This window comes from Pedobacter sp. Leaf41 (assembly GCF_001422545.1).
GTDB lineage: Bacteria > Bacteroidota > Bacteroidia > Sphingobacteriales > Sphingobacteriaceae > Pedobacter.
In genome coordinates, this window is the sequence record NZ_LMLE01000001.1 from 1,402,428 (window position 1) to 1,415,292 (window position 12,865).

The 12,865-nt window shown below is 38.2% G+C and carries 9 protein-coding genes; all 9 read right to left on the reverse strand.

The annotated features are described in order from the left end of the window. Positions 1 to 79: 79 nt before the first annotated feature. Positions 80 to 3,451, reverse strand: coding sequence for a DUF5107 domain-containing protein (locus ASE92_RS05975; RefSeq protein ID WP_056849128.1), 3,372 nt, complete (start codon positions 3,449 to 3,451; stop codon positions 80 to 82). A 14-nt stretch (positions 3,452 to 3,465) separates the two neighbouring features. Then, positions 3,466 to 4,815 (reverse strand): sugar porter family MFS transporter, encoded by a 1,350-nt coding sequence (locus ASE92_RS05980; RefSeq protein WP_056849129.1) that lies wholly within the window; start codon positions 4,813 to 4,815, stop codon positions 3,466 to 3,468. Position 4,816: 1 nt separating this feature from the next. Next, positions 4,817 to 7,264 (reverse strand): beta-galactosidase, encoded by a 2,448-nt coding sequence (locus tag ASE92_RS05985; RefSeq protein ID WP_056849130.1) that lies wholly within the window; start codon positions 7,262 to 7,264, stop codon positions 4,817 to 4,819. A gap of 269 nt (positions 7,265 to 7,533) precedes the next feature. Further along, positions 7,534 to 8,577: an NAD(P)-dependent alcohol dehydrogenase gene (locus ASE92_RS05990; RefSeq protein WP_056849131.1), complete on the reverse strand. Its 1,044-nt coding sequence runs from the start codon at positions 8,575 to 8,577 to the stop codon at positions 7,534 to 7,536. A 184-nt stretch (positions 8,578 to 8,761) separates the two neighbouring features. Continuing rightward, positions 8,762 to 9,409 carry a hypothetical protein gene (locus tag ASE92_RS05995; protein WP_056849132.1) on the reverse strand — a complete coding sequence of 216 codons (648 nt, stop codon included), beginning with the start codon at positions 9,407 to 9,409 and terminating at the stop codon, positions 8,762 to 8,764. Between the two features lie 167 nt (positions 9,410 to 9,576). After that, a complete protein-coding gene (locus ASE92_RS06000; RefSeq protein ID WP_200926335.1) occupies positions 9,577 to 10,398 on the reverse strand; it encodes a hypothetical protein in 822 nt (273 codons plus the stop codon). A 15-nt stretch (positions 10,399 to 10,413) separates the two neighbouring features. Continuing rightward, positions 10,414 to 10,851, reverse strand: coding sequence for a hypothetical protein (locus tag ASE92_RS06005; RefSeq protein ID WP_056849133.1), 438 nt, complete (start codon positions 10,849 to 10,851; stop codon positions 10,414 to 10,416). Continuing rightward, complete coding sequence (locus tag ASE92_RS06010) at positions 10,841 to 11,818, reverse strand: hypothetical protein (RefSeq protein WP_056849134.1); 978 nt, start codon at positions 11,816 to 11,818, stop codon at positions 10,841 to 10,843. The genes ASE92_RS06005 and ASE92_RS06010 overlap by 11 nt, the downstream gene beginning before the upstream one ends. A gap of 296 nt (positions 11,819 to 12,114) precedes the next feature. Then, positions 12,115 to 12,756 carry a hypothetical protein gene (locus ASE92_RS06015; protein WP_056849135.1) on the reverse strand — a complete coding sequence of 214 codons (642 nt, stop codon included), beginning with the start codon at positions 12,754 to 12,756 and terminating at the stop codon, positions 12,115 to 12,117. Positions 12,757 to 12,865: the final 109 nt, after the last annotated feature.

The following is a 12,865-nucleotide window of genomic DNA, read 5'->3' on the forward strand; positions in this document are numbered from 1 at the left end:
GCGATTAAAAAGGCAATAAAATAATAGATAGTTGAGGCGACAAAAATGAAAAATCGAAGTAAATCATATCTCTAATTAATTATGTACTTGCCAACTTTCGCAAACCTTCAGTAGCCAAAAGCAGCGAATGACTTTTCGCTCCGAAATGCATTGCATCCAAATCAATAATAGAATTGAAAGTTTTGACCGCTTCATCTATTTTCCCTAAACCCGCGAGTCCAAGTCCTGACATATACAAACAATGAATTTTATTCCGCAAATTCAGGTCATCATCAAAAATTAACAGGTTAGGCAATGAAACAGCAAAATAGTCTAATACCACCTGGTCTTCCTGATGGGTTTGTCCATAAGAAAGCAAATCATTAAAGATAATATTAGCTTTATCATCCTCTCCGAGTTTTCTCCAGGCCAAACCCTGATAAAATATTTTATCGGGCTGTTGATCATTGTAAAACATTGCCGCCCCTAAAGCCGAATTTCCTTCAGTTGCCTTTTGATAACAAGCGATTGCACTGTTACGATATTCTTCACCGGTATGCGATTCACTTAACCTTTCGTAACACACACCTAACCAATAAAATACATCATTTTCTGCTGCGCCATATAACTTTCCTTCACCCAAATTGTCTGGATATGTCTGCGCCTCCTGAAGCAAAGAAAGTGCATGATCATATTTACCTTCCATACCATAAGCTTTGGCCATTTCAGTCAAGGCGTACAAGTATTGACCAGAAACTTTGCCTTCACCACCTTCCCAAGGATGAAACTGCCTGGACATGATTAACTCGTAGGCCCTTTCATGTTGACCGATAAAATTATAGATAGACAATCGTTCCAAATACAGATCATCACGTTGCAAGACTATTTCTAAATGTTCCTCCAGAAATTTAAGGCGCTCAGTAACTTCATAGTTTAATCTTTTGTACAACTGATCGAGTTCCATTAATACCCGTGCATCGGTTTTATCTAAATTAAAGGCTTTTTGAAAAGAAGCCAATGCTAAATTCGGCTGATTAAGTTTGTTAAAATAAGCGATACCGAGATTTCTATGAGCAGTGGGAAACTGATTGTCAATCGAAACGGACAGTTCCCAGCTTTTGATGGCCTCATGGTATTGACGCTTATCGTACCATAAATTACCGAGATAATACGGTGCCTTAGCATCTAATGTTTGATTGGCAATGGCATATTGCAACACCTTGATATCCGTAAGTTTATTTGGAAAACAGAGATAGGAATTCGCTTTAGAAGCGAGTTCAAGATAATGTTTTGCAATCTCGATCGTTCCATATTGAGCAGAGAACCAAGCGAGGTAATAATATACCATTGGAGAAGTATTTCCATTTCTTTCGGCCAGTTTCAAAAACCTGCCGGCTTCTCTAAATAATCCTGCAGCCGCATAGTCGATGGCATATTCCAACAAATTATGTTCTGTACCCCGAGATAAAATCAACACTTGATTAAGATTCAATTTGGCTTCCTCGATATTGCCGATTGCCTCATTAATCAAATACCGTTCAAACCTCGCCCCTAAATTAAAACGATCTTTTTCTATAGCGGTTGAGCAAACAAGCAACGCTTTTTCATAATCCTTGAGATATCTCAACACCGTTGCTTTCAGTGCCCAGGCTTTGCTATTTCCCATGTTTCGGTTCAAAGCCAGATCTATATGTTCATCAGCCAGCTGATAATCTCCGCGGAAAACATCAATTTGGGAAATAGAGAAAAAGGCGGTATCCTGCCATGCTTTACTCCACGTAGCTTTATAGAAAGCACTATATGCCTCGCTAATTTGATCCTGATATTTTAGACAAAAGCCTAAATTGTAATAGGGTTCGCTATCGTAAGGATTGGGGTTTCTACCTATTGATGTTGCAACAGCTTTTTGAAAATAGGGTTCGGCTTTTTCAAACTGACCTCTGCGTAAATACCAAAGTCCGAGTGCGTTGTTGTTGCGCAAATCAGATGTATCCCTGTTTAAAGCTTCTTCATAGTATGGAACCGGGCTGAAAGTAGCGTGCCTGTACTGCTCCAAATGTTGACCAATCAAAAAAAGCTGTTCATTGCTCTTCACTTCTTTTGGCATTAAGGCTGGCATAGCCGCTTCTGGCATCTCATTTTTTTTGTTTTCAGCAGGCTGATAACGAATTAGTTCTTTTCCCTCTTCGTTCAAAACCTGAAACAACAGCTGTTTCTCATCAAAATCAGCCTCAATCGCAATCAAATCCTCGAAAATTTCTTCGGGTTGAAGATTTACCTGATTGTTGTAACCCAATTTGCCTCCAATGGAAACGAGGATTTTACTTGTAGGCTGAATAGAGGTTACCATTATTTTAAAGTGGAGTTTACTTTCTTCGGCAGTTACAGTAAGTAAAATATCTTTTGTTGCATTTTTTACTTTTCCAAGTTCGCGATAAGGCAGAAAATATTGGGTAAATGTTTTCTCCTCGTAAGGCATCAGCCAGGTAAAATCGGGCTGATTATCAGTGAATACTCCCGTCATCAGTTCAATATAGGGGCCGTCTTCATCAGTAAGGTTCCTATCCCAGGCTTGCCCGAAATCACTATAACCCCATGTCCATTGTTTTTTTCCTGGCGAAACATGGTGATTGGCTACATGCAATAGCCCCCCTTTTGAGTCGTGCTCATAGCCCCCCATAAAGTCGTAATCGGAGTTGATGGCCATATATGAGGTTGGAACGGGAATGTTTTTATATCTGGAAATATCTGTTCCAGGAGAATAATCTACTTTGTAATATGTTCCTGTTGCAATTGGGAAGGAAGAAACATCACGTTTGCCGTGGTCGAAAACGGCATTCACATCCGGTGGGAAAATGGATTGATAATCATCGTTAACCTTTACTGCTGGATTTGCCCACCACAAAAAAGTTTGCGGTAATGGTGTCCTATTAAACAATTTGGCCTTAATCTCTATGTATGCCCTATCTGGATGCAAGGTAAAACCGACCAATCCCTTCGTTCCAAACATCCTTTCCACCTCATTTACCCACACAGTTTTGCTTCCATCACTGTTTTCGCTGGTATCAAAATCAATCGCTTCGAAGGTGCTTGGTCTATGGTGCTGAGGCCAATTGAATTCAATTCCGCCCGAAATCCACGGTCCGGTCAATCCAACCAGCGCTGGTTTAATCACCTGGTTATAATATACAAAATGACGTTTTTTTATTTTATCGTAAGCCATTTGGATACGACCACCCAATTCGGGCAAGATCATAATCTTGATATAACGATTTTCCAAAAACAAGCCTTTGTAGGCCTTGTCTGTTTTTTCATCTTCAATCTTTTCAATTACCGCGTTTGGATACACCACGCCGCTACTCCCCTGATAGACACGTTTCTCGAAAAACATAGGATTTTTATCAGGTTTACCGATACCGTAAGTAGGAATGATCACTTCTTCCTGCCAAACTTTTACCTCTGAAATACTCATTATTGATGTTAATTTTAATGTCCTACAAAAGTGCTTTCCAATTCCTCTAACGTTTTTCCTTTAGTTTCCCTTACCTTTTTCAACACGAACAAAAACCCAAGAAAGCATATTACCGCATACAGGTAAAAGGGCCCATAAGTACCGAGTTTTTCGGCTAAAATTGGAAAGGTGAAAACTAGAATAAAATAAGCTCCCCAAAGCGATACAATTGCTACAGAAGAAGCGAGCCCTCTAATATGATTGGGGAATATTTCAGAAATCAATACCCAGGTAACCGGCGCCAAAGAGCTGGCATACATACTAATCGCAATGAGGACGAAAACAGAAACTAAACCCGCAGCGGCACCACTTTGTAGCAAATATGCCAGTATAATATAGGTAATCGATAAACCAATTGAACCGAAAAGCATTAAAGGTTTCCGCCCGAGTTTGTCTACCTGCCACATGGCAAGGAACGTAAATACAAGATTTACAATTCCGATTGCAACGGTTTCGAAAAGCTGCCTATCTAAGCTGGCCCCAACAGATTCAAAGATGGTTGAAGTATAATTGAAAACGACATTGATCCCACATAATTGCTGAAATACTGCAAGGGTAATCCCCACCAAAACTGCAGGGCGTACCGCTTTTGCAAAAACCGCCGCATAACTTTGTTTCCCTGGATTTTCAGCATTGGAACGCTGAATATCATGCATTGTTGATTCTACGTATTGGGGGGTCCCAATTTTGTTCAGGATGGCTTTTGCTTTTTCAGCTTGCCCGGAAACAATTAACCATCTAGGGCTTTCTGGCAGCCAAATCACGCCTAACAAAAATAAAACTGATGGCACAACGCCCAAGCCAAACATCCATCGCCAGGCATCAGGTCCAATATCTGCGAGTTTGTAGTTTACCAAATTGGTAATCAATATTCCAATAACAATCGTGAGTTGATTGATAGCCACATTTCTTCCTCTTACTTTTGCAGGAGATACCTCGGCGATATACATCGGGCTCAACATCGACGCCATACCTACACCTATACCAGCCGCAAACCTCATGGCTACAAATACGCTTAAGGTTGTGGAAAAAGCCATGCCAACAGATGAAACAGCAAACACGATTGCAGCAATTGCAAGACCTGGTTTTCGCCCATATCCATCTGCAATTTTTCCAGCAGCAAGGCAGCCGACAATACAACCTAGGGCCAATGAGCCCGTAAGAAAACCCTCCCACCAGGCATTAAGCAGAAATTCAGTTCTTAAAAAAGGTAATGCCCCTGAAATCACCGCGAAATCAAAACCAAATAAATATCCGCCAAGCGCTGATATAAAAGAAATTCCTATGATATAACCATTGTGAAATCCAGTATTTGTCTGTGTCATTCTATTTTATTTTGATGGTAAAAGTGTATTCTGGAACAAAGATTAATTTTTTAATATCGACTAATTTGGAGTCTCTTTCAAACTTAGGTAGAGCCTGTGGTAACAGATCTACCAAGTATGGGGCTGTTTTGTAAATAGGTCTGAAATAAAACTGGAGTTCATTTGATTTCGACTGCCCGATAAACTGCTTCAAACCAATATTCCATGGAAGCCCTTTATAAAAATCATCTGCAACCAGCGTATTATCAAGATAAGCTAAGCCAACATCACCCAAGTAATCAATATTTAGAAAAATATCATTCAATCCCTTTTCTAAAACCGGCAGCTTAACCTGAACCTTATCTTTTGCTGTTGAATTTTTATCCAATACAGGACTAACCTCAGGAACTGAAACCGTATAGTGATCGGTAGGAAAATTATCCTTCTGTACCTTCATCTCAGAAGTATTTTCAAAAACTAAACTTCCCTTGGGATAGACTGATAAATTAAAATTCGCTTTTCCTAAAGAGAGGAGTTGCAATTGATCTTTATCTTTTAAAATAATGGCCTCAGAAAAGCAAATGGCTTTTTGATCGTCAGCTGATATCACATAGGATTGCAATGCTTTTGCTTTGGAAACGATCAAGATCTTCGTTTTTTTCCCCGCCAGCTCTATGCTGACCTCTGCGAAAGACTTTAGATCTGGTAGAATTTTGATTGTGTTGCCGACTTGCGAAACTTTACAATTGCTGAGGTTAACTATCTTAAGCCCTGCTGACTTTGTAAACACCAACTCTGCAGGTTGTTGTCCATCAGCGAAAAAAACGTAATAAGGATTTGCACCATTAGACTTGGTGAGCAGCTGGGCAGTTGCATACTTCAGGTTTGCCCCATTAATATTGAGGTTAAAGGGATATATAGCATTCTCTCCACTTTTCAGATTGACTGGAACAGAAATTTTCCTGGTTTTGGTATTGAGGTTTACCATTAATCCAGATTTATCGGTCGGTTTTGCATCATCCTGAAAGTTATTGATAAAAAGAAAACCACTTTTTCCATCAGACCTTACCGAATAGCGTAACGTTTCTAAGTTTTCTGATTTAATTTTATTATTATCTGGCGGTAATGTGACCGCCATCGGAGCCAGAAGATAGCCAAATTCTTTCAAGAAGAAATGGATCAGTTTTAAGCGGTGGAACGCTGGCCTAATCTGCCCATACTCACCAATAGGAGCCTGAAAATCGTATGAAATCTTCGGGTAACCATAAGTTTCATCACTAAAATAAAATTCACCTTTTGGTGTAGAACCACCATGATACATGTAATAACCCAGGCCATTGGCCGCACTTCCTAAACACCTATTAATTAAGGCATCCATACTTTCGGCAGCAACTGTGGGCCTTCTACTATAGGTACTCATAATTCCTGAACCAAGCTCTGCTGCAAATGCTGGATAAGCTTGCGGATTATAACTTATTGGAGCGTAATCGGGAACTTTGGTCATATCCTTGTACAAGAAAAATGGTGAAATATCGGCCTTCTCTGTCCATGTTGGATAAGCATAAGCAGCGGTAACGGGCAGGCTTTCATTTTCAACGATGGCAGCATTTCCCCAACCGGTGGCGGTATACAATGGGGTTATTATCCCGTTTTTAATGGCAAGACTTTTAAGCATTTTCATATGATCCTGACCAAGTGCGGCATATGGATTTTTAACATCGGAAACCGCTACACCCTGATGGGTAACAGCACGATCTCTTGCCGAAGCTGTGAAATCGTAAGGCTCTCCAGGATAAGATATTCCCCATGGCGCAGCAGAGTGCTGGTATTCGTTTTCTAACTGCGTGGCTACAACGGGGCCGCCATCTTTAAAAAACAGGCCTTTCATTTGTTTGCCAATTTCATTATACAGCCTATCTACGTAGCCCAAATATCCAGCATCATTGGATCTAATTGAAAATGGCTTTGACAGTAACCAGTCTGGCAAACCACCATTTCTAATTTCTCCATGGCAGAATGGTCCGATCCTGATGATCACCTGAATATCGTTCGCTTTGCATAGTTGAAGAAACTTTCTTAGATTTCTGTTACCAGTCCACTTGAAGCTACCTTCTTTTTCTTCATGCATGTTCCAGAAAACATAGGTAGCAATCATGGAGATGCCACCTGCCTTCATTTTCTTAATAGATTCGCCCCAATAAGTTTCAGCGTATCTACTAAAATGAAACTCCCCAGTAATTGGAATTATAGCCTGATTATTATAGGAAATAAAGTAGTTGTTTACCTCGATTTTATTTCCTTGTGGATCAACACCTCCCAGATTAAGTTGACCATTAACAATCTCTTTTGCGGCATTGGAAATATCAATATTATATTTTTTTTGCTGTGCTGAAGCAAAGTTTAGAGAAAGGGCCGACAGCAAAAACGCCAAAGCCTTCGGATAGTATATTTTTTTAATGCTCAGAAACATGTTTATAAATGGTATGAGCCAAAAATAATTGTAACGAACACTAATTCACATGGACGAGTTGCTACATAAAGATGGACAATCTTATCATCATAAATTTTAAAAAATATAAATTGAACCAAGAGGCAGATCGCTTTATCAACTGAAGCGAAGCTTTTTGTGAGAGAAATATCTGATGGTAAACTAAAGCTAAACGAGGATGAATGTCGATTTATAAAACAAAAAGCCCAGCAAATTGACATCTACTGGGCTATGTGCTTATTTCCTATTTTTTATAGCGTTGCCATATCAATTACAAATCTATAACGAACGTCGCCTTTTTCCATTCGTTCATAAGCAGTCTGAATATCTTTCATATCAATCATTTCAATATCAGAAACAATGTTATTTTCCGCACAGAAATCTAACATCTCCTGAGTTTCGGCAATGCCGCCAATGCCAGAACCCGCCAAACTCTTTCTACCACCTAATAAACTAAACGCAGCAATTTCTGCCGGTTTTGGTGGAACACCTACGCAAATATGAACACCGTTAGTTCTAAGTAGCGATAAATACATATTGAAATCGTGTTCTGCTGAAACGGTGTCTAAAATGAAATCGAAAGTTCCAATAGCGGCTTTAACCTGTTCCGCATCTGTAGTTACCACAAAATGATGAGCACCAAGTTTTTTTGCATCCTCCTCTTTCTTAGGTGAAGTACTTAATACCGTAACGTCAGCTCCGAAAGCAACGCCGAACTTAACCGCCATATGGCCTAGTCCACCCAAACCAAGTACAGCCAATTTATGGCCTTTGCCAACTTTCCAATGGCGTAGTGGAGAATACGTAGTGATCCCAGCACATAAAAGTGGGGCAACAGCGGCAAGGTCCAATTTATCAGATACATGCAATACAAATTCTTCCCTTACGACGATTGAATCAGAGTAACCGCCATAAGTGGGAGTTTTTCCGTCTCTTTCCAAGCCATTGTAAGTTTGGGTATTTCCTTCCAAACAATATTGTTCCAGATCTTGCTTACAATTCTCGCAAACCTGACAAGAATCAACCATACACCCTGTTCCAGCTAAATCACCTACTTTAAATTTCTTTACGTGGTCTCCAACTTTTATTACTCTACCTACTATTTCATGACCAGGAACCATCGGAAAAATTCCAGGAAACCAATCATTTTTAATTTGGTGTAAATCTGAATGGCAAACGCCACAGAATAAAATTTCAAATTGAACATCGTGTGGTCCAACTTCTCGGCGTTCGAAATTCCAGGGGGCTAAATCTGTACCAGGGTTTTGTGCCGCATATCCTCTTGTTGCTATCATTTTCTAAATTTTAGGTAATTATACTTCAACAAAAGTAATGGCAAATTGTTAGTCGCCTATTGCAATATTCAAAGTATTACTTACAAAATTCAAACAATATGTGGATTGATCTCAAAATCTCCAATCAATAGCCACAGCCAATACAGCAAAGGTATTGACACATCATTCTCTGCCTGCAAGTCAATTATCCGGCAATTAGCTGTTTCTTAACTTGAAGATGGTGACCATCCCATAGAAAAATCCATGTCCACTGGTATTCTTCACAAACCTCTTCCTCATCCGGATGCTGTTGTCTATAAACATCATCAGAATTTGTTCCATAAGAAATGATGACTTCTTTATTTATTACCTTAATGGAATAGATGTAATAGCAGCCATCATTTTTGATATGATAGGTATTACTGATGTAATTTTTATCCTCCAATTCTTTCAAATTCAAATGCTTAAAAAGATTTGAGAACTCAGTTAAATCCCAATAATCGTATAATCTGGAGAACTGCTGGATTAACATTTCTTTGGTTAACTGATTATTATTGGCTGCCCTTTGTTGATCAAAATCTGGGTTTACCTCAGAAATAATTAAAGCAGTATCTCTTACGGGTAATGAAAAAAAGTTCCCTAATTCTTCTGGATTTTTATTTTCTAGCGCAGATTGTAGCTTCGTCAACTCTTCAATCAATCTATGCTGATGAAGCATCTTTCCTTCAGCTTTTTTAGAAGTTAAAACATTTGCGGTATCTCCACCTATAACTGTCTTGCTCTCTGTTTTTTTACTTTCAGTGCATGCAATAAAAGAACAGCTCAATACTATTGCTATAATTAAATTCTTCATTCTATTTTGCGTCTAAAATACTGAAATGATTTTGGAAGCTGATCGTAAGTGGCTATAAACCCCACTGAAACAACCTTTTTCTGCTGCCCTGAAGTGGATATCGCATAGCATAAAAACAAAATTAAAGTGAATCCTTTCATAGGGTTAATTGAGCTTTTAACTCTTAATTAATATCCGGTAACCAATAAATTTTTAGATGCTTTTAAGCTGCACTTCTGAAATTTTGTATAAGCCATAGCGCCTTTGGTGCAGATTTTATCGGCAGTTCCACCAGCAATATAACTGCTCAAAGCATCATGCAAAGTATAAGCTTCGGGCGCCATTAATCCGGTTGTCCATAGTAGTGGATTTGCTTTTGCCTGGCTTAAATGGGGTGCAAAATATTTTTTACTGATGCAGGCCAAAATAATGGCATCTCGTTTTTTGCCATCAGCGTTGCTAAAATTTTCATTCAGCTGAAAATCCATTAAACCATCATGGCCAATGTAAGCCACCATTTTTGCATTACCGTTTATTCCAATGGTTGTTTTATTAATTTTGATAGTATCTTTCAACTGCCCTGCGGCACTATAAAGAAAATCTGTAGTTGTTTTTTTAATGTATTGCCCGTCATACGCATCTGCAACAAGGTAATAATGTTTGCTAACGTGTTTAAAAACCAAACGTTCCATTCGTATTTTATCCAGCTTTTGCGTTTTTAGCAACTTCCACTCTTTACTTTTTTTGAAATAGCTCCTGATTCCATTTGCACATCCCCAATACAAATTATTATTTGGATCTTGTCCATTGCCAATGGCTTTTGGTACAGGAACAATGCCTTGATATTTGTTATCGCAAAGGGCTACAAAAACATGAATAGTTTTGGTAGCTGTATCGAACTTAGATACATTAATATCGCGTTTGTCATTCGCTTCAATAGGTTTTTGCTCACTATGGCAACTTGAAGCCAAAAGACTAAAAACTATGCACAGTATTAAATATTTTTTCATCATTTTATTGTTTATTTATTCTTGTACTACTTCATTATTACCCATCTCCAGCATTCCAGTAATGGCCGCAAAAACTATTGCTAATGGCAAAAGAGCCGACAAAGCGAAATTGAAACAGTAACTAATATAATCATGGAAACTATATTGTTGAAAAGCCTCGATCAGCGGATCGTCTCCACTGTTAACAGCAATCCAAATCCCTAGTGAGGTCACTAAAAATGGTATCGAGAACCTAAAGATGAAATGTGGCGCCAATAACCCTGCATGATCGAAAAATTTAATGATATAACAATAAACAACTACACCAACTAACACAGCTGGGCTAATGCTTAAAAAAAATAGGCCTCCATAACCACTATTTAACTCAGGATTTATGAATACATAAATCAGAAAGCCAATGGTAGTTATTATTGCAATTAACAAGGCTTTAATAAATGACAGCTTAATTTTCATTACTATTTCTGGGTTTAATGATATAATAAACATCGTCTTCATAGAGGAGTGCGTATGACAGATTTTTAGGTCTATAGTAGCTAAAATTGTATGTAGGATACTTCCCTTGATCGTTTTTTGGCTTTTCATTCTGGAATAACTTTGCCTTTATTTTAATTGTATCTGTTTTATAAAATAAATTGATGTAAGCGACTCCGTACCAGCTGTCTTCTTTTACCAGGTTTATTCTTTGATAATCAGCAACATAGACGATTGAGTTAGGTTTATCAAAGGCTTTACTATCAGGAACCAGATTTGGCAATTGGGCGCCAGGGAGGTCATCAAGATTTACATACAATTTCTTACCATAAAGTGCAAGCCATTTTCCGTTAATTAAAAATATGGCCTTATCTATTTCACGATTTCTATTTGAATCATCGTACTTCCATAAGCGATCGAATTTGAAATAGAAAACGTCTGTAGCCTTTTGATTTAGTCTGGAAAATTCCTCTTCAACTTTATCTTCTGGCCAGTCAACACTTGCGTTAAGCTCAATATATTTTTTAGTGGTCGTATCGCCATCTAATATCCAGCTTGAATATGCTGTGTTTTGCACTATATAATCGCCACGGATTATAGTACTATAATCGTTGTTGAATGTAATGCTATCGGCTACATTTCCTAAGCTATCTAATCTATAAAATGATTGTTTCCTCTTATCTTCATGATGCTCAATAAAAATGATATTCTTTCTTGAAGCGAAATAATAAGGCTTCGAAAGATTATTTCTATAGGATTTTTTGAAAAGACGAGTCACACTGTATCTTTCCGTCTTTACCCCTTCTGGCAGCAATTTATATTGGCTGTCTTTCAACTTGAAGTCAGGTTGGCGGATAAAATTGCGGAAAAAATATCCATAGGCAATGCTTAAGATAAAGCCTGCAATTGCCAGTAAGATTACTAAGATATTTTTCCTATAGATACCCATATATATTTGTGATTTATCTAAATTTCTTTTCCATGAAACTTCATTGTTTTAATGTGTTTTTGTTCAATTAAAAACAGCCTAAGCATAATTTAAAGTGATCTGCATTTTTTGGGTAGGTTATTTTTTTTTGACTGGCGCTCTCGTCATATCGAACGCAGCGCAGCGAGGAGATATCTGTTTCGTATTTTTACTGCTTTAACAACATTTTGTGCTGATAGCTTGGAGATTCCTTTCCGATAAAACGGAACTGGCTCTATTGAAAACTCGTTCCGAATGACGGGTTTAAATGGTTGCATCTACTTCACTTCCTGCCATTTCATGGATAATTTGGCTAAATACAGTGCAAATTGTTGTTTTTGCTCTGGCGTATTCAGCTTTTGGATTAAACCTGCTGATTTACTGCTCCAATCCATATAAGCTTTTTCCTTTGCTGCAATTTCGGCTTTGCTTTTATTTTTAAAGGCAGTTGAATATTCTTGTAAAAGTATTTCGAATGATGCAAAGTGCTGATCAACTTCTGGATTACCGAAATCTGGTTTTTCCATGGCATTGATTTTTTCAATTCCCTTTTGTCGGTTTTCTTCCGAAGTTTTCACTAACTCCTCTGTGCTCGTTTTTTTCTTTCCCGTAAAAATTAGAATAGAAAAAAACAGCGCAAGCGAGGCCAACGACACCAAGGCGTATAAGCCAATTTTTCCTCCATGGCCCATCCATTTCTTAAGGCCGAAAAACAATAGTGCAAGCCCGAGCAAAACCATTGTTACCGCCAGTCCAGTATTTCCTAAATAAATAAATACAGGGTATAAAATGCGGGGAATGTTGTAGTTAGATTGAGGTTGAAAATACAATGTTCCCTGACTAAATATTCCTGCGCCAATGAATCCGATCGCAGCAGATTTTAATTGCTCGGCAGTTTGAATTTCCTTATTATTTTCCATATTCGAGAGTTTTTTTCATTGAAGATAACTTCCTTTCCCATTCTCTCTATAAATAATAATTATTCGCTTTAGCATTTTATAAATTTGTTGCTCTTGCTTTATTATTCGT

What these genes read in the sequence shown, in the direction of transcription:
- ASE92_RS05975 (WP_056849128.1), bottom strand. Translation starts at nt 3,451, where the DNA reads ATGAGTATTTCAGAGGTAAAAGTTTGGCAGGAAGAAGTGATCATTCCT.
- ASE92_RS05980 (WP_056849129.1), bottom strand. Translation starts at nt 4,815, where the DNA reads ATGACACAGACAAATACTGGATTTCACAATGGTTATATCATAGGAATT.
- ASE92_RS05985 (WP_056849130.1), bottom strand. Translation starts at nt 7,264, where the DNA reads ATGTTTCTGAGCATTAAAAAAATATACTATCCGAAGGCTTTGGCGTTT.
- ASE92_RS05990 (WP_056849131.1), bottom strand. Translation starts at nt 8,577, where the DNA reads ATGATAGCAACAAGAGGATATGCGGCACAAAACCCTGGTACAGATTTA.
- ASE92_RS05995 (WP_056849132.1), bottom strand. Translation starts at nt 9,409, where the DNA reads ATGAAGAATTTAATTATAGCAATAGTATTGAGCTGTTCTTTTATTGCA.
- ASE92_RS06000 (WP_200926335.1), bottom strand. Translation starts at nt 10,398, where the DNA reads ATGAAAAAATATTTAATACTGTGCATAGTTTTTAGTCTTTTGGCTTCA.
- ASE92_RS06005 (WP_056849133.1), bottom strand. Translation starts at nt 10,851, where the DNA reads ATGAAAATTAAGCTGTCATTTATTAAAGCCTTGTTAATTGCAATAATA.
- ASE92_RS06010 (WP_056849134.1), bottom strand. Translation starts at nt 11,818, where the DNA reads ATGGGTATCTATAGGAAAAATATCTTAGTAATCTTACTGGCAATTGCA.
- ASE92_RS06015 (WP_056849135.1), bottom strand. Translation starts at nt 12,756, where the DNA reads ATGGAAAATAATAAGGAAATTCAAACTGCCGAGCAATTAAAATCTGCT.